Origin of the sequence: Vibrio sp. 10N.239.312.C11 (genome assembly GCF_041466065.1) — a bacterium.
Lineage (GTDB): Bacteria > Pseudomonadota > Gammaproteobacteria > Enterobacterales > Vibrionaceae > Vibrio > Vibrio tasmaniensis_A.
In genome coordinates, this window is record NZ_JBFSRZ010000053.1 from 1 (window position 1) to 19,050 (window position 19,050).

The 19,050-nt window shown below is 43.2% G+C and carries 14 protein-coding genes and 1 tRNA gene; 1 reads left to right on the forward strand and 14 read right to left on the reverse strand.

The genetic code is table 11. The features are described 5' to 3' along the window. Positions 1-111: 111 nt before the first annotated feature. The 5 genes from AB6D07_RS18540 to AB6D07_RS18560 all read right to left on the reverse strand — a co-directional run bounded on the left by AB6D07_RS18540 (position 112) and on the right by AB6D07_RS18560 (position 6,527). Positions 112-1,365 (reverse strand): D-amino acid dehydrogenase, encoded by a 1,254-nt coding sequence (locus AB6D07_RS18540; RefSeq protein WP_017101033.1) that lies wholly within the window; start codon positions 1,363-1,365, stop codon positions 112-114. A 225-nt stretch (positions 1,366-1,590) separates the two neighbouring features. Beyond that, positions 1,591-2,517, reverse strand: coding sequence for a LysR family transcriptional regulator (locus AB6D07_RS18545; protein ID WP_017104264.1), 927 nt, complete (start codon positions 2,515-2,517; stop codon positions 1,591-1,593). A 584-nt stretch (positions 2,518-3,101) separates the two neighbouring features. Beyond that, a tRNA-Ser gene (locus AB6D07_RS18550) sits at positions 3,102-3,192 on the reverse strand. 180 nt (positions 3,193-3,372) lie between these two features. Further along, the gene (locus tag AB6D07_RS18555; protein WP_009846408.1) at positions 3,373-3,822 is read right to left on the reverse strand and encodes an L-alanine exporter AlaE; all 450 of its coding nucleotides are present in this window, start codon (positions 3,820-3,822) and stop codon (positions 3,373-3,375) included. A gap of 248 nt (positions 3,823-4,070) precedes the next feature. Further along, complete coding sequence (locus AB6D07_RS18560; RefSeq protein WP_017104265.1) at positions 4,071-6,527, reverse strand: hybrid sensor histidine kinase/response regulator; 2,457 nt, start codon at positions 6,525-6,527, stop codon at positions 4,071-4,073. Between the two features lie 171 nt (positions 6,528-6,698). On the opposite strand from AB6D07_RS18560, the gene AB6D07_RS18565 reads away from it, so the two are divergent. Then, positions 6,699-7,268, forward strand: a complete 570-nt coding sequence (locus AB6D07_RS18565; protein WP_009846406.1) for a UPF0149 family protein — start codon at positions 6,699-6,701, stop codon at positions 7,266-7,268. Between the two features lie 118 nt (positions 7,269-7,386). Here AB6D07_RS18565 and AB6D07_RS18570 read toward each other — a convergent pair whose 3' ends face one another. The 9 genes from AB6D07_RS18570 to ybgF form a co-directional block, all read right to left on the reverse strand. Next, entirely contained in the window at positions 7,387-8,418 is a 1,032-nt protein-coding gene (locus tag AB6D07_RS18570; protein ID WP_009846405.1) for a potassium channel family protein, read from the reverse strand. Positions 8,419-8,607: 189 nt separating this feature from the next. Continuing rightward, positions 8,608-9,420, reverse strand: coding sequence for an ABC transporter ATP-binding protein (locus tag AB6D07_RS18575; RefSeq protein WP_017104266.1), 813 nt, complete (start codon positions 9,418-9,420; stop codon positions 8,608-8,610). A 366-nt stretch (positions 9,421-9,786) separates the two neighbouring features. Beyond that, positions 9,787-10,848, reverse strand: a complete 1,062-nt coding sequence (locus AB6D07_RS18580; protein WP_017104267.1) for an iron chelate uptake ABC transporter family permease subunit — start codon at positions 10,846-10,848, stop codon at positions 9,787-9,789. Then, complete coding sequence (locus tag AB6D07_RS18585; protein ID WP_017104268.1) at positions 10,845-11,891, reverse strand: iron ABC transporter permease; 1,047 nt, start codon at positions 11,889-11,891, stop codon at positions 10,845-10,847. The genes AB6D07_RS18580 and AB6D07_RS18585 overlap by 4 nt, the downstream gene beginning before the upstream one ends. A 39-nt stretch (positions 11,892-11,930) precedes the next feature. Continuing rightward, entirely contained in the window at positions 11,931-12,914 is a 984-nt protein-coding gene (gene fepB / locus AB6D07_RS18590) for a Fe2+-enterobactin ABC transporter substrate-binding protein (RefSeq protein WP_017104269.1), read from the reverse strand. A gap of 117 nt (positions 12,915-13,031) precedes the next feature. Then, positions 13,032-13,847, reverse strand: coding sequence for a siderophore-interacting protein (locus AB6D07_RS18595; RefSeq protein WP_012603634.1), 816 nt, complete (start codon positions 13,845-13,847; stop codon positions 13,032-13,034). A gap of 168 nt (positions 13,848-14,015) precedes the next feature. Continuing rightward, a complete protein-coding gene (locus AB6D07_RS18600) occupies positions 14,016-16,076 on the reverse strand; it encodes a TonB-dependent receptor (RefSeq protein WP_372091656.1) in 2,061 nt (686 codons plus the stop codon). Positions 16,077-16,982: 906 nt separating this feature from the next. Further along, a complete protein-coding gene (nadA, locus tag AB6D07_RS18605) occupies positions 16,983-18,044 on the reverse strand; it encodes a quinolinate synthase NadA (RefSeq protein WP_009846384.1) in 1,062 nt (353 codons plus the stop codon). A 209-nt stretch (positions 18,045-18,253) separates the two neighbouring features. After that, positions 18,254-19,036 carry a tol-pal system protein YbgF gene (ybgF, locus tag AB6D07_RS18610; protein WP_009846383.1) on the reverse strand — a complete coding sequence of 261 codons (783 nt, stop codon included), beginning with the start codon at positions 19,034-19,036 and terminating at the stop codon, positions 18,254-18,256. Between the last annotated feature and the right edge of the window lie 14 nt (positions 19,037-19,050).

Consider the following 19,050-nt stretch of genomic DNA (forward strand, 5'->3'; position numbering starts at 1 on the left):
TGAAAAGCGAAATGTCGCTTAGCTAAGTGTCCAGTCTGACTGGAGCAGATCACATAACCCCATTCTACAGTTTAAGAATGGGGTGACTTTAGTTAACACGGTGTCATGCCGCTACAAATAACGATGGATACTTAAGTCATCAGATTTAATATCACTGGCAGAGCCACTGACTATGCTTGCTAAGATCTTTCCTGAGCCACATGCCATTGTCCAACCTAATGTTCCATGACCTGTATTGGTAAATAAATTTTTGATAGGCGTCTTGCCGATGATAGGCGTGCCATCTGGCGTCATTGGTCTTAGCCCAGTCCAGTATTCAGCCTTAGAAAAGTCCCCCGCTTGTGGGAAAAGATCTTTTATCACCATATCAATCGTGGCTTTGCGTTTTTCTGGGATTAGGTAGTCAAAACCAGCGAGTTCTGCCGTACCCGCGATACGAATACGATCATCAAATCGCGTCATCGCGACCTTGTAGGTTTCATCCATAACAGTCGAAGTCGGTGACTTATCTACATTCACGATAGGCAATGTTAGTGAATATCCTTTCACTGGGTAAACCGGTATAGACAAGTCGACTTGCTTTAATAGTTCTCGAGAATAGCTTCCTGACGCGACCACGTAAGCATCCGCTTTAAACTCGCCTTGAGTCGTTGTAATAGTCTCAATGGCTTGATTCTGATGATTCAAACTTACCACTTCAGTATCAAACACGAACCTAACACCGAGTTGCTTGGCTTTCTCAGTCAAGGTTAAACAGAACTGATGGCAATCACCGGTTTCATCATGAGGTAAGTATAAGCCGCCCACCAGCTTGTCTTTAACGTCCGCTAAACCCGACTCCACTGACAGACACTGGTCAACATCAAACAGCGAGTGTTCGATCCCACTCTCTGTTAATAGCTTCATATCCTGCTGAATAGCATCGAGTTGCTTTTCGCTTCTGAATACTTGCAAGGTGCCTTTCTGCCTGCCCTCATAAGCTAAATCTTCACTGGTTCTTAGATGAGTGAGACACTCTCGACTGAAGTTTGCCACTCTTAACATGCGTGACTTATTCATGGCGTACTTGGCTTCATTACAGTTGGCCAACATCTTAGTCGCCCAAGCAACTAATTCAGGAGAAAGTGACGGCTTCACTTTTAGAGGCGCATGCTCTTGGGTAAGCCATTTCATTGCTTTCAACGGAATCCCCGGTGCCGCCCATGGTGAAGAATATCCGTAAGAAATTTGCCCTGCATTCGCAAAGCTGGTTTCCTTGCCACTGCTATCTTGACGATCAATAACCGTCACTGTATGACCTTCTTTCGCAAGGTACCAAGCACTGGTTAACCCAATAACACCGCTACCAATTACAATAACTTCCATTCTCTTCTCCTAATGCCCGACAAAGCCAAAATCTGTCGAACACAGCTGTCAGTCTAAAACTCGTTTCGTTAATAATTTGTAACTTATTCCGCGCATGTTGACTTAACAATAGAGGGAGCGTTGACAAAAACTCAATTCAACTTAAAAACGAATTCGGCAATTTGGAACTGTGATATTGGCGGTATTTGGTCGCTTAGGAGGAGTTGCTAAGTAAATCGATTAAGCCTAGATATTGTAAGCGTCATGGCTTAAGAAAGTGGCGTTTTCGAGTAAGAAATCTAACAAGGTTTCGGCCTGTAGCGTGAGTGCGCGGTCTTTTAAAGATTGAACCTTAACCGTCGCCTTCGATAGCATCTCCAACTCGGTCGCAACCACTTCAATCTGCCCTGACTTTATTTCATCGATCACCGTGAGCTTAGGCATAAAGGTGACACCCAACCCTGCTGAAACAAAGTTAGTCAGTGCAGTGACTGAGTTCGTCTGAAGCTTAGGTTCTAACGTGAAATGTGACATTTGCTCGGCATGCTTGACCAATCGACCCATCCCTGTTGAGTTGTCGATCAACGCCAAAGACACATCCTTAATATCTTGCAGTGTCACAGGTGCTTCTTTCATCGTAAGGAAGTGCCCCTTCGGAGCAATCAATTCGAGCGGATGGCTACGTTCAACGTGGGAGTGCAGTTTAGGATGTGGAGCAGAAGCATAGGTTATTGCGAAGTCTATCTGTTGATCTTCCAACATCTTGACCGCGTCCAATGCCCCTGCAATTTCAATAGAAAGGTTGATATCAGGATAACGGGTCATAAAGGTTTGCATCGGCTTTGACACCAAGTTGGTAATAAACCCTTCACCGATGGCAATACTGACACTGCCTCCTTTGAGGTTTTTAAGCTTGGCTAGTCGAGTAAGCACTGCAGCCTCTCCACGAACAATGGAACGATAGTAATGCAGCAGCTCATTACCCGCCTCAGTTAACAGTGATTGGCGGTTGTTGCGTTCCCAAACTTTCATTTCCGCTTGCGCTTCGAGCTGGGTCAGCATTCTGCTCATTGCAGCAGGGTCAACATTCATCATCTTGGATGCCTTACGCAATGAGCCATACTTAGACAACGCGTTTAAATACTCAAGAGCACGGATATTAAAGTGGTGCATTCAACTTCCTTGTGATTCGACTGACACTAGATCAAGCGTCTCACAAATTGACTGCGAACATGTATCCCATTTTATCAAGAACGTATTTACACTTACTAACTTGTGCACCGAGTCACTTCAAGACAGCTAAAGGCTCATGCTCGTTTATTCGATCTACTCTTGATAGACAGATGGAAAGAGCTTAAAGAACCTGTTTGAAACCGCTTAACGAAGCATTTTCGATGACATGGCACCTTTGAAGTTCGGCTTTCACTTGAGTAATACCAATCACAGTAAATAAGTGATCAAACATAGCGTAGGAAAAAAGCTTGAGAACAAGGCAGAATTTTTCGATAAGTAGTTATTCTACAATCAAAAATTCTAACGAAGTTATCGAGGTTTTTAACAAGCTAGGGTGACCAGTTATTTACTACGATTGGTATAATACCAATCACAGTAAGCAAGTGGTCATAAATAGCGTTGGAAGGCGTGATAACTAGGCAAAGGACTTTGGGCTAGAGATAGAGATAGAGATAGAGATAGAGATAAAATATAGGTGCTCTAAAACGAGAAAACCCCAGCATTTCTGCTAGGGTTTTGAATAGTGGTGGAAGGATGGGGATTTGAACCCCAGATACGCTATAAACGTATACTCGCTTTCCAGGCGAGCGCCTTAAGCCACTCAGCCATCCTTCCACAAATTATGTGTTGAGCTTGTCACTCAACGAGGCGCTACTTTATTGATTCTGCTTGCTTTGGTCAAGAGGCATTATCAAAAAAAGTGCCTTTTTCAGTTTGTTCGATTACAAATTAACTCATTAGATCAAAAACAAACCAAATTTCATTCTATCGTTGTACTTACGCTTGTTGCTTTTCTTAAGCTTGTTGATAGTAGCCCGGAACTCTAAACCATTTACGGCACATATCTAAGAAATAACCGTACAGCACGCCCATACCACATGAGATAACAGCGTTACTGGTGACAGCCGTAACAATCTGGTCGCTCGAAGCACCTACTGCCAATAAAATACCGGCATACACAGGTGACTGGAATAACACGTACGCCACCAAGTCAGACAAATTTTTCATCAATGAGCTTTGTGAAAGCTTTGCGCCGTTACGCAAGAACCAATCACGAAAGACTCCATAAGGCCAAGCGATAGCTATGTTTACCGGAATAGATAACGTTCGAGAAGCAAGAGACTGCTCAAACGTCATACCAGAAATAAACACTTCAACAATCATTCCAGAAATAAAACAGAAAACGACCATAGCGAATGTATCCGCAGCTGCGTTTCGAATACAGAATGGACCACGAGACTTCATTGACGATAAACCTAAAATATATCACTATTTAATTAGTGATTTAACAACACATAAACAAGGCTAGATTACACCTAGCCAGATAATGTCACTATTAAATCACAATATAAGCAGTCATACATTCCAAATTAAAAATGAAGTTGTAAATTAACAACCAAAAACCACTTTAAAAGCAGTCACTTCCACCAACAAAACCCACGAAGGTCAAATAACGAGCGATTTGTTATTATATTTCCGTAATTAAACAACAACTATGCCATAGGAAGATTTACCGTAATGGTATTGATGATTTCTTGTTCAGGAGTGAAACCGAGAGAAACCTGCTCTAAAGCTTTATCGACGTGATCTGTGAGCTTTGCATTATTCATAGGTTCAGCATGAACACGCAAGCTCTCTAATGCAGACTTAATCAGCGCTAAGTTATTATCTTCGAGCGCAACGTACAGCGTGACGAGTAGCTCTTCGGTGTTATCTTTGTTTCGTAGATCAGGTTTAGGTAGTGACTCGCTGTTACTTTGCGAATCGTTTTTTTTCACATCCAGGCAATCAAGATCATGAGGTTTAACTTCATGGTATTGGTAAAGCTTGTTTGAATAGCGGAATAACGCATCATCCAACTCACGCTCATCAATCGGCTTGGCAATAATATAATCCACACCCGCACCAAGCATACGTTCGCGAGTCTCTTTAAAGACATCAGCCGTACAACCAAACACCAGTACCGATGATATCTCGCCTATCAAAGCTCGAATTGCAGTGGTTGATTCAACGCCGTCCATCACTGGCATATGGTTATCCATTAATACCAAATCAAAGCGCTCAGCCACCACGGCTTGTATCGCAAGTTCACCATTTTCGACGCTCTTACAAGTAAAGCCTTTACTGCTCATGAAAGTTTCAATAATGACGGTATTGGTTCGGTTATCTTCGACAATCAGTACCTTCAAGCCAGAGTAATCTAACTTCTTATGTGGCAAGCTCTCTATTTCACCAGGCTGGCAAGGCTTAATCTTCAAGCGAACATCGAAGCTGGTGCCTATCCCTTCTTCACTGGTGACGCTAATACTGCCCTCCATCAATTGGGCAATTTTCTTCACAATCGCTAACCCGAGACCTGTACCGCCAAAGCGTCTCGTAGTCGAAGACTCAGCTTGTTCAAACGGTTTGAAAATACGTTTTTGTGCTTCTTTAGATATACCAATACCGGTGTCGCGAACTCGAATACTAAGGTAGGTGTCACCTCCCTCTACGACCTCTTTAAGGTACACCTCGACAAAGCCTCGAGAGGTAAACTTGACTGCGTTGTTTAAGAGGTTAAATAAAATTTGGCGAAGGCGTGCTTTGTCTGAGAAGTACCAACGGCCAGAAGGCACTTCGGAGTACACTTTGAATTGAAGCCCTTTCTCGGAAGACAATGTGTAATAGACACTGTTGATACTTCCTATAATTGAATCAAGCGGGAATCGTGTTTCATCTAGGTCTAACCGACCCTGCTCTATCTTTGAAAAATCCAAAATTTCATTGAGTAACGTCATCATATGATCACCCGAATCATACAGGCTCTTAAGATGCTTCTCTTGCTCTGTGCTCAAAGGGGTTTTCAGTAAGATCTGAGCCGTTCCTAATACACCATTCATCGGGGTACGAATTTCGTGTGACAAGGTCGCAAGAAAGGCCGTTTTGGCATTGGTTGATGCTTGAGCTTTAACCTTCTCAGCTTCGAGATAGATGGTTTTTTCGTTGAAGGTTTTGATCAAATGTCCGATTTCATCATCACTAGAGTAGTCAACATCGATGATCTCGCCCGCTTTAGAACTATCAACTTGGGCGGCAATCGTTGTGATTGGGCTTATCAAATAGCGGTTCAGTAAGTAATAACCGGCCATGACACACAACAACAACAGCGGCACAATACCGCCTTCAACGCTCATTACCTGACGAAACACTTCGTCTGCTACTCGTGATTTTGAGTTGACGACATCCACTTGCCATCCAAACTCTCCAAATTGGTTACTACTAATATAAATTCCATCAACGAGATTGAAGTTATGAGAAACCAACACTTGGTTGAGTTTGTCTCTTAGAGTAATACCAAGGTTGTATTCTTCCGCATGGTTCTTGATAAAGCCGAGCAACTCTTCGAGTGAGAGATCCACCGTCGCGACACCTGCAAAAGTTCCATCGTAATAGTAAGGTGAAGATGCTGTGATCATTTGAACATGTGTATATGGGTCAATATACACATTGCTCCATGCAATGGTTCCCTGCACTTTGTTTACTACAGATGTATACCAATATTCGTTTTGATAAGGCGCATTTTTGGGGTTGTTATAAGAAAAGAGCTGGTCAATATCACCATCGTCGGCTTTGTTGAAAAAATAACTGTTAAGGATTTTATCAGAATCCAATGCATGCGGTTCTGGCCAAATACCTGCGCTGACGATCGTGTCATCGCTCGCCGCCAACATTGACTTAATAAATAACGGTATAACATCAGTATCACTGCGCTGCGCCTGAGCGAAACCAACCAAACTATCAACAAAACCTTGAGAGCTACTGAGGGGCTCTGTAATCAATTCCGATAACAGTTGTGTACGTAAGTCGAGATTTTGTTGCAACTTAGCGCGTACAGGAGATTCTACGACGTAATACGTCACACTACCGACAATGGCAATGAACATTGCGAGGTATACACCAAGCGCTACCATACTTTTTTTCTTAAGAGACGACCGTATTTGCATAATTATCTTGTTGTTTTCTTTTCTGTTTAACCTAGTGTTTATCACTAATGACATCAAGCGTTTTTAGATTGAAGCTTGATTGGCACAAGTTCATTGGTACTATAAGCGCAAATATGTTCCCTTTTACGGTACCTCACTTTGACTTTACAAGATATTCTTGCGCTTCCAGAGTTGGAAGGAAAGCTAATCACAGAACACAAAACCATGGGCTTTGTCACTGCAATGGCAGCAGCTCCAAATGTGTTAACTCCTCATGAATGGCTACCATTCCTTTGGGGTGGCGAAGAAGTCGCGCCTTTTACCGACGGTGAACAGCTGGAAAGCTACATTGAAGTTATCATCGCGCTTTGGAACAAAACCCGCCCAGAACTGATCGAAGGTACTTGGGTATGGCCTGAAGCTTGTCAATTAGATGATGCAGAAGTTGTAAATACAGCAGCTCGCGATTTTTGTGAAGGCTTACTTCAAGGTTGGCAGATAGCCCGTGATGATTGGGAAACACTGATGCCCGAAGACAGCGAAGACAACGCATTGGTCGGCGGCGTGTTGCTTTCACTAAGCATGCTTTACGATCCAGAAACTTCCATTGCTACGCTTGCAGAACAAGGCATCGAAGGCCTTGAGCAATTTGAAGAGATCTTTAATGCTGTGCCAGTGATGCTTTGCGGGTTAACGCAACGCGGTATCGCATTAGCCGAAGCTCAATAATTTTCCATTCTCTCTAAAGCGAGAGATATAAAAGAAATAAGCTGCGCTATATTCGAACGATAGTAAGAAGGCCTCACAATGAGGCCTTCTTTCGCTTCAGGAGAGACTAAATAGCCGTCTAAAAGCCTTTCCAATCGAAATGATCAATTCGCTCATCGGCAATGTAAAACAACTTAGTGCCGCTGCTGACAACTTGGTCTAACTCCGGATTAAGCTCTATACCACTCCCCGTATCAATCGCGATCAGCGTTGCTTTATACTTCTCTTTGAATACAGAGAAAATAGGCGCGACGGTTACAGGTTCGGCATCTTTAGGGTAATACGTCGAATACTGTGTCATACCTCTAGTTGAGCTTAAAAGCTCTTGATGAAGCGCACTTGAACCGGGATCAACCGCAGCTTTAGCCAGCATTTCGGCACCCACTGCCGGAATACATTCAGAGTTTGGGCAATGTTGATGCAGTAAATCGCTCAACGCCTCATCTTTAAAGTAAACCAGAAGATGAGCCTTAGGGTTTCGGTTCGCACAATAAAGCGCTGCAGACAGCGTGATGTCGTCTTCGGGGTTATCAATAAGAATACAGCTGGCTGACTCAATGCCCGTTTTCTCCATCTCTTTACCATCGGTGTAGCTGTTTACCTTAACGAAATTGATCTCACCGGGTAACGGATTTTCGATATCTGAACGCGTACATAATACGATTGGTCGCTTGCCCGTTTCTTCATGTTGCAGCATACGGATGAGATGAATGGTTCTTTGTTCATTCCACCCCAACATCAAAATGTGGTTTTCCACTCTAACTCTCCTTTTACCTAACAAGCCCGCTCGCCAATATTCAACACCTTCTGTTGCCACCTTACCCAATAAAGCAGCGAAAAGGCTGAGCCCTCCAGGGATAACAAACAAAATAACAATCCATCGCCCCGCTTCCGTTGTCGGTGACAAATCGCCATAACCAACTGTAGAAGCCGTCACGACTAAATAGTATGCAAATGTAGTAAACGAGTTGGTTAAGTCCGTTTCACCCGCTAAATACAATGTCGACCACGATAAAAACACGTAGCCGAGGAAAGTAAACAGTAGGTTTTTACCATTCAAAACAAAGATATTCGCTTTGACCCAACGTTTGAGTTGTAACCAGATTATCATTAGAGCCTCTAATCCATTTCTCTTAGTTACATGCTAGAAAAAATAAATGATATCAACAAGATGTATCTTAAGAAAAAGGCACATGAGCCCAAAATAATGCCAATAGTCCACATTTAGGTACAAAAAGACTTAGAAATATCTACAAACAATTTCTGGAGTTAATCAAAACTGAGCAAAAAGTCATATGAGTTACTTCCCCAAAGGCACAATCAATGGAGTATGACTTACGGGATCATCAATAATAACGCTATCTAAGCCAAATACTTGCTTAACGAGTTTGGCGTCAATTAAAGACTTAGGTTCGCCTTGCGCGACAATTTCTCCACCAGCAAATGCAATCAGATGATCCGCATAACGACAGGCTTGATTCAAATCATGCAGCACGGCAACGATAGTATGTTTTTTTTCTCTATTGAGGCTACGGAACAACTCCAACAAATCAATCTGGTGTGCGACGTCCAAATAAGTTGTTGGCTCATCAAGTAATACTATCGGTGTCTTTTGCGCTAATACCATGGCGATCCAAACTCGTTGTTTCTGACCTCCAGAGAGTTCATCGACCTGCCTCTCGGCCAAATCGGTGACACCAGTATCTTCCATCGCTTGAAAGACCGCCTCTTGATCATCTAAGCTCCACTGCTTAAACAGTTTTTGATGCGGGTAGCGACCTCTTGCCACCAAATCAACGACTCGAATCCCTTCAGGAGCTTGTGAGCTTTGCGGCAGTAACCCTAACTCTCTCGCCAACTCTTTAGCTGGCACCTTTTGAATATTCTGACCATCAAGATAAATTTTACCTTGAGAAGGTTTCAACAAGCGGCACAAGCTTCTCAATAAGGTAGACTTTCCGCACCCGTTGGGCCCGACAATGACCGTAAATTTACCTTCAGGAATATTAAGTTCGAGATTTTCACAAATAACGCGATTATCGTATGCAAGTTTAAGGTTATTTCCATTTAGTCGAGAGGTAATGTTGGATTTAACCGGTGTCGATAGGCTCATAAACTTCTGATTCATTTAAGTTAAACAATATCCCCTAAGTAACCTTTAGCTATTTGCTTATTTAGCCAATTAGCTGTTTGATTGCTTAACTCAATAGCTCTAGCCATTCAGTTACTTGGGAAAGCGCAGCATCAAGACTAGACTTGTTGCTGCTTAAGGTTACGCTTGGTTTCTTCGGGGCTAAAACAGGCAGCGTTACACAATTTCAAGTTCAGTTGGGTACACCATAACCCATTGGACCAACTTGTCATTTTTGAGTACTGATCTAACTCGGTAAAACGAGTCTTGCTCTAACACTCATATACTTGACAAATAATCGGTAAACTTAAGAAGTATCGCTCTCATTAATCATATGAGTACCTATGCTTAAAACTGGCGAGATCGAGTCAATAGCCAAATTAAATATATGCCACCTACAATACCCGTCATCCTGCCTATGGGCACGCTTGCTTGAAAAGGCAACCATTGAATTAAAACATCCGCGGTTAAGACCAACAACGCGCCCATAAGAGCTGAGGAGAACAAGGATAATGCTCGCGACTTTCTCAATCGACCAACTAATTGAGGAGCAGCAAGGGCAATAAAGGCAATAGGCCCAGCAGCTCCTGTCGCGAATGCGGCTAAGACCACAGCAAAGAAAATCATAGAAAGACGGACTCGCTCTACTCGGATACCCAGCTGAGTTGCGATGTCATCCCCCATCTCTATCATGGCAAGCGCACGCTTTAGCATCATCATAAAAGGGAGGAGGAGACATACCCCTATAAGTACAGGATAAACATGTGTCCATGTCCTAGCATGCAGTGATCCTGCAAGCCATAGATTGGCCAAAATGGCATTGTCTAAATTACCCTTAACTAACATCAGGCTGTTCAGCGCACTCAAAATGGACCCGATCCCAATACCAGTGAGTATTAGGCGATACCCTCCAACCACTCCTGTTTTTACCGCAAGTAAGTAAACGATAACAGCCGTGATTACTCCGCCGACTATCGCCGCGATTGCCACTTCGATAGCCCCTTGCTCAAACAAAACTATTTGAGCAATTGCCCCGGTAGCAGCCCCCGTAGTGAAGCCAATGACATCTGGAGAACCAAGAGCATTTCTTGATACCGATTGAAATACCGCACCAGAAATGCCTAACGCAGCCCCAACAAAGACCGCAGTAAGAACCTTCGGTAGTCTTATGTTAAGAATTATTCGCTCTTTTACGCCCCCCTCTTCAACCCCAAGAATGATATCGGCCACTTGAGGCAACGAGATATTAAACTTACCCAATGTCATGGAATAAGTTGCAATAGCGCAAACTGATATCAACAAAATCAAAGCGACAAGTATATGAGACGGTTGATAACAGAAAGAAAACTGACCGAAGCGTACAACACTTCCCGAGCCAGAATGTTGAAGAGTGTAAGGCTCAATCATCATAGGAGAGATATCTTCCAACGTTTCACTAAGAATACAAAGAATGGCCCGCCGATTAGAGCAATCATAATGCCTACACTGATCTCATTGGGATACCCGACGATCCGGCCTAGTACATCGGCGACAACTGCCAGAATGGATGCTATCAGTAAAGAGAAAGGCATCAACCATTTATGATCAGGCCCCGCCGCCATCCTTGCAATATGAGGGGCAGTAAGACCAACAAAGCTGATAGGACCAGCCGCCGCAGTAGAGGTCCCCGCTAAAACCACAATAGCAATAGAAGCAAAACACCATATTTTGATCGGGTTAACACCTAAGGCGTGACCAATATCGTCCCCTAACGAGACAGTATCTAAGGCTTTACTTAATGAAAACGCGATTGCTAATCCAATGGCTATTAACATGGCAGCCGGGATCAAGACATCGTAACCTCGCCCTTGAAATGACCCCACAGCCCAATGTCTATATTGTTCAAACACCATTTCATTGCTGTTTATTGTGATCATATGAGTCAGCGCAAGCAACACAACCGACAAAGCAGTTCCCGCCAATACAACTCTTACAGGGTTAACCCCTTTATTTACCCCAGCAAGGGCAAAAACACCCGCTCCGGAAACAGCCGCCCCAAGTAAACCAAACCACATCACATAGGCCATATCATGGATGCCCAGAAAGGCTATCGCTGATACTATGGCAACTGTCGCCCCCGCATTGACACCGAGTATCCCAGGATCTGCTAATGGGTTACGAGTTAAGCTTTGCATGATAACGCCAGAAACACCAAGCGCACCGCCAACAACTAAAGCTAACAAGGTGCGTGGAATTCGAAGGTGGACAACCAATAGATGATCACTGTTGGTTGGATCAAAAGAAAAAATCGCATCCAAAGTCACTACCGGCGATATGTAATGCGTGCCGATAAAAAGGCTAAAACACGAGGCAAAAAATAACAACACGACTCCCGCTATCAGCCATCGTCGTCGTTGTCGTTGTCCATTTCTTATCTGTTCAAATGCTTCTGCAGGACTAGCAATACTTGTCATCACGGACATCCTTTACCCATTTCCCATCGGCATTAGCCATTAACCTGCATTTGTATCTCGTTCAAAAAGCTGAACAATGTCGTTAACGATTTCAGTAGCACTATACATATCGATACGAAATGAATTTTCACCTAAACCAAAGACTTGTTTATTCCGGACGGACGGAAGGTTGATCAGGATTGGGTCGTGCATAAATCGATTAGCGCTATCATCACTCGCTTCTAGCAAAAATGTTGTATCAGCTTTAAGTTGAGTCAGCAGTTCAAAGTGGACTCGCATAAAATCTGATAAAGGCACGGTGTTGTCATGCCATTGACGATTTTGCACTTCCATTTTGAAACCGAGGTCAATGAGCAAGTCGGCATGAACGCCGTCCTCTAATGCGATAGCATTGGTTGCTCCAGGTCCAAAATACGCCACAATATTGGTTTCGCCTTCTGGTATCTGTAGCTTGTTTTTACTCTGGTTAACGAACAACTCAAACTGGCTAATTTTTTGTTGGGCTTGTTCTTCTAACCCTGTCGCCTGTCCAAGCCTCAAAGCCAAGTCTTGCCATGATTGTGCGGTGTAATCCAAAATAATGGTTGGTGCTATTTGCTTAAATTCAGCTATTTGATCTCTCGCCGAATCACCACCGCGCCATGCTACAACAATCAAATCAGGTTCATAGATATAGGCAGACTCTAAATCAACGCTGCCGGCAGGCCATGCCTTTTCCACGCTTCTCTGTTCAGCAATATCTGCCCATTGACTAAAAAACTTTCCTTCATAAGTGAGTGCTGTTGCGGCTAAAGGAGCATCAATAGCCAGTAGCGTCCCGCTAATCGTCACCGAGGTAGAAAGGATTCGAGTCGGTTTAGATGGGATCACTGTCTGTGAGCCATCCGCATTGACGAAAGTCTTGGGATAAGTATTTTGATATGTCATTTCGGTTTCTGCGAAAACAGAAGCCGAAGCTGAAATCAAAAAAACAACAACGAACTTAAACACAATATTGATTTTAAAAATTACATTGATTCTCATTTACTACTTGCACTTCATTTAGTCTGAGTTTAATTATTAAGATGGACTTGCTGTGGTGATTACTAAATCAGAAAAATCATGGCTGAAACATCTATCGAATAACTTCAATAAAGCTGATTAGTACTCTTCATCCATAACTTCATGACGTTCATCATGGTACGCTTCTTCATCCTTACCTCGTTTCCAGTAAGGAATCGCATACATATCTTTTTTAGACAGCTTGTACTCTTGTTTAAGCGCTTTACGACACGCAATCACGCTTTCATTTTCACCCGCAATGAAAGCCGAAAGCGAGTGAGATCCATTCGGTGCAATTAAGCCGGAAATAGCTTCGCTCAATAGAGATTGATCGCTATTTTCGTCTCTAATTAGCCACTTCAGAACCAGACCTTGCGGATGCTGAATATCATGCTTATCTGCGGCATCCTCTATCTCGATAAATACATAGCCTTGAGTGTCAGAGGGAAGGCTCTCCAAAATCGCACTAATGGCTGGTACTGCTGTTAAGTCTCCCGCAATAATATGCCAATCTGCGGGTTCAAGTAATGGGTCAGGCCCAGCAGGACCTACAAGGCCAATTTGGAAACCTTGTTCTGCTTTAATTGCCCACCCGCCGCCGGGAGAATCGGTTCCGTGGATCACGAAATCGATATCAAGCTCATTCACATCAGCTCGATACTTTCTTACGGTATAGGCTCGGGGCACGGGTTTATGCTCAGGCCAAATCACAGTTTCACCTTCTCGGTAAGGTAACTGCAATATCCCACTAGCTCTATTGGGGAAAAACACTTTTATGTGTGTACCATTTTGATCTTCAGGGAACCCTTTTAAAGAGTCGCCCGTAACAGTTACTCGCAGTAGATGCTTTGAGATCTTCTCCTTACGAACAAAGTCCAACAACATCGGATGTAAACGCACTGGTTGATCGCTCATCAATTTTCCTCTTAAAGAGATCTACAGTATTGAGGGGAAAGCATGACTTTGGTGGGAGCCTCTCCTAATGTTCAGAGTTTTACTCATAGGGTCTTCGCCACTTTCCATGCTAATGATTTCAAAATAAACGCCTTGTTTTGAGCAAGGCGTTTTCTTATATCTAACCGATTAGAAGTACAATTCTACTGAACCACCAATTTGGCGAGGTGCTTGCTTCGTAATATCGTCTCCACCAAAATTGAATGTTTCTTTTTCAGAATCAAACAAGTTTGTAGCGAATAAAGACATACGTCCGTTAGTAAACACATAGGCAACTTGTGCATTTGCAACCCAGTAAGCATCAATACTCTGGTTAGCTGAGTTTTCAACGTCACTGAAGTAATCTCCAGTGTAATTCGCATTACCACTCAATTCGAAATTCTCAGCAAACATGTATAAAGCACCGAAGCTTGCCGTCAAAGAAGGGGCTCGAGCGAGTTCTTTTGAGCTATTAGCATGATCTTTGTAACTTGTTTTCAACAAACCAAGTGAAGCCAATAGTTCTAGGTTTGATGTCGTTAACCAACGGCTTCCTAGTTCTGCACCGTAGGTATATGCTTCATCAACATTATCAACTTTCACATCACCTTTTGATGAAGTCTCCAGAACTTGGAAATTATCGTAGTCGTTGTAGAAGACGTTAGTTGTTAACTCAAGTTCATTATCTAGCAGACTATGGCGAGTGAAGAATTCATAGTTCCAAACGTATTCGTCTTCGTACGTATATGAAGAAAATGCCCACGTTTTGTTATTGAAGCCAACGCCGCCACCTCCAGAGTTAAAGCCCTTAGCTGCTCGGATACCCACGGTTTGGTCTGATTCAGGCTTATAGGCAACTTCAAGCTTGGGAAGGAATACATTTGATGTTTCATCATAATCTAAGCCAAAACGACCCGGGGCAACATAGCGTTTTTTGCTTTCGCGTTCGAATCGCCCTGCCGCTACAACTTCGATGCTCGGCATCACCAAGTACGTCACTTCAGCGAATGCCGACATAGCACGGTTTTTGCCTTCCATTGGTATAGATGACCCAGTCTGTTCAAATACATCGTCATCTTCAGATTTGAAGTAGCGTAAACCAAACAAACCAGAGAGATCTTCGCTAAGGGAATCAAATCGAACCAAAGGCTCTATTTGGAACTCATTACCTTGGGATTTGAAATCCTGCTTTCTGCCCGCAGGGTCAGTGATTCGGTCGTAAGTGCGATCGGTGTAGATCAAATTATTTTCAAACACTAACGTATCTGAGATGTCATAAGATACATCCCAAATGCCGCTTGTTGACTGAGTTTCGTAAACAGCTCTATTGATCTTTGTTTGTTGAGATTCAGATTGAGGTCCCACAGTATCCATATGGGCAATCGTTAACGTGGTTTTGAACCCAGGAAGGCCTGCTGGCTCTAGCAAAAATTTACCACGAGCTGTCGTCATTTCAATGCGATTAGGGTCACCGACTGGTTCATAAGCAGTAAGGTCTGCGTAACTACTGCGTTTTTGTTGATCAACACTCAATCTGAAGGCCAGTTGATCTTCTAGTATTGGCGCCGAGATAACCGCTGCGGTTTGAGAATAGTCTTGCTGACCAATAGCAGCCTTTACTTTGCTCTCAAAATCGTAAGTCGGATCATTAGATTTTAAAACGATAGCACCCGCAGATGCATTTCGGCCTTGAACGTAGCTTTGCGGTCCAAGATAAATTTCCGCTTGCTGCATATCCCATAAAGAACGAGGGCCAAACGCAACTTCAGAATAGCTGAGTGAACGTCCATCAATTGAAAGGTTCAACCTTGGCACGGAGCCACCAAAAGCAGCCAACCCGCCAATAGAAGGTCCAGAACCATCAACACCACGAATCGATGGTAGGTTATTACCCTGCCCTGAATCCACAATGTTTGGTGTTAACTGCAGCAGATCGTCGACCTCAGATGCGCCTGGAGTACTCGCGATACGATCTTCATCATACACATGCACGCTTGAGCCTGTATCATAAATCGAACGTTCTATTTTTTCGCCATACACGGTAACTTCAAAAGTAATTTTATCTTCGTTAGTGGTAGTTTCATTATTATTGTTTGTCGCTGCAAAAGCTTGACCACTTACACTAAGTCCCATGATGATTGCAGATAAGGTGCGAAGTTTGAATCTGCTATTTCCTAGCTCATTCACTGTCGCGGGGCGTAATGCTGTCATTTAAAATTCTCCTTGATTAAGCATTAACTTTAGGTGGGCTCATGTAACGGCATTTATAATGAAAACTAGGGAAGACATTCAAAAGGTGTTGAAAACGCAACAACTCAAAATGAGTATAAGCTGTACTTCCTTAGCTCCTTATTGACCACTGCTTTAATACATGAGCCAAAATTCCGACTGAAAACCGTCACATTGAACAAGCCCTAAGTCACTCAACGAATAAATTGAAAAATGATTTCCCTTTCAATGACCTGACGAATTTTCAACCGTACCTTATCGGTTGCATATTTAAATGTAAAGCATTCTCATTTAATATTGATAATAATTATCACTAGCATTAATTAACTTGAATTGAGAATTCTGATTTTTGATGGTTCGAGCACCTAACGAGACGCCCTATTCATGAAGAAGGGAAGAAAAATTAAAAATAAGACAGTATTAAGCTTATGTAGAGTTAATCTGAGACAGAGTTAAGAGCTTTAGAGAGGTACTTGAGCAAATGATTAGCAGGCTGAGTACGTAATCCTACTCATCTCTTGAATAGTTAAGCGGTAGCCTGCAATTCCGCTATCACTGACACCAATAATCGAATATTGCTCTCCTGCTAAAGCGCTCGTGCGGACTGACCATCTCGCTGATACTGGCTCGTGAACACTCTGTCTCAGACTTACCATGTCCATAAAAATCAGGACTTATTAACTGATAGCTATTACTAATAGTGGTATTTGCTACGATTGGTACATATCTAATGCAAACAGCAGCTACTAGTCAGACTAGATAGAGGCTAATATTCAGATACAAAAAAAACCAGCACTGCGGCTGGTTTTTTAATGATGACAAATGCACCACATTATAAAGACTGCATAGTTATAAATATTGGATTATTTATAACCTCACGTCATTAGATTAAGCGTTGCCTTTCACTTGCACGTTAAGCTGCTCAGCAAAATCTAGCATGCGGTTCAATGGGATAAGGGACTTCACGCGCAGTTCGTCAGAAACGAAGATCTCGTGTTGCTCGCCACCATTCTCAAGCGCATTTTCAATCGCTTCAAGGCCGTTCATTGCCATCCAAGGACAGTGCGCGCAGCTTCGACAAGTTGCACCGGCACCTGCTGTCGGCGCTTCAATCAGCTCTTTTTCAGGAACCAGTTGCTGCATTTTGAAGAAGATACCTTTGTCTGTCGCGACAATCATCTGTGGATGAGGCAGCTCTTTTGCTTTCTTGATCAATTGACTTGTTGAACCAACAGCATCAGCCAGTTCAACCACGCTTGCTGGTGATTCTGGGTGAACCAAAATAGCCGCTTCTGGGTATACTGATTTCATTTTCTTCAAAGCATCAGCTGAGAACTCGTCATGAACAATACACTCACCTTGCCAAAGCAACATGTCAGCGCCAGTTTGATTTGCGATGTAAGAACCTAGGTGACGGTCTGGGCCCCAAATAATGGGTTTGCCTTCTGCGTCTAGGCTTTCAACGATTTCTAAAGCGATGCTCGACGTAACTACCCAGTCTGCACGAGCCTTAACAGCCGCAGAGGTATTCGCGTATACAACCACTGTATGGTCAGGGTGAGCATCACAAAATTCTGTAAATTTGTCTGCAGGACAGCCAAGATCAAGAGAACATTCAGCTTCTAGTGTTGGCATTAGAATGCGTTTTTCAGGTGTAAGAATCTTTGCTGACTCCCCCATAAAACGAACGCCAGCGATGATCAAAGTGCTTGCAGAATGGCGGTTACCAAACTTAGCCATTTCTAATGAATCGCCAACAAAACCACCAGTTGCTTCAGCCAGGGCCTGAATTTCAGGATCTGTGTAGTAGTGTGCAATTAGAACTGCATCTTTTTCTTGAAGTAGTGTTTTGATGTTTGCGATGTGGGCCTGCTTCTGAGCGTCGCTCAGTGGAACTGGCTTAGGCGGAAACGGGTAAACTGTATCGATTTTATCTAGTATATGACTCATTGCTCTTGCTCTACGCAACTTCTTCCGAGAATTAGAGTATTCTACACAGGACAGCGATTGGGATCAAAAAGGATTGGTTTCAAGCGATGACTAACTAATGCTTAAAACGCATAAACAAAGCGATGCGTTGGCATTACAAAGAAGAGAAGTAGACACAAAAAGAAAGTGATCAGATATAAAAAAGAGGTACCTGAGCACCCCTATTTTGTTTACAAATGGGTTTTAGCCACTTTAGCCGAAGCACTGTTTGGATACTCGGTTACAACTTGCTGGTAATATTTCTTAGCTTGCGTCGCGTTGTTGTTACGCGTAGCTATGTCACCAAGCTTAACCAGAGCATCAGAGCGCTTGTTGGAGTCTTTGTATGACACAACAGCGGCAAAGCTCTTCACAGCTTCCTTATCTTGCTTTTTAGCGAAATAAAGCTGACCTAACCAATAATGGGTGTTAGGCGTGAAGGTCGAGTCTGGGAAGTCTTTTTGAAACTTTTGGAATGCTGCAATCGCACCCGTGTAGTCTCGTTGCTTTAGAATCATATCTACAGCATTTTGATAAGCGGTTTGCTCATCAACATCAGTACTGAACGTACCAGAAGCATCCTTAGAGCCTTCGCTCGCTGCTACTGCTACCGTTGCTGTTCCTGCTGCTTTCACCTCGCCTCTCACACGATCCAGTTCAATGAACAATTCACGTTGGCGCTCGAGCATTTGTTTCATATCGTAGCTGTTTCGCTCCAACTCACCACGAAGTTCACTGATCTCCAGTGACATATCGTCGATTTGCTGCTGCATTTGAAGCTGAACGAGATTACGATTTTGAAGCAAGCGCTCTAAACGCTCAATATCTGATTCGTTAGATGCTGATCGAGAGGAAGATGATGAATTTGTTGCGGTGCTATTGAGATCGGATACTGGAGCTGGTGCAGCGAACGTGGTGTTCGCTGCACTTGCCAGTAACGAAAGCAAAATGACTCGCTTTGTGTTACTGAACATGAGGCAATTCCTCA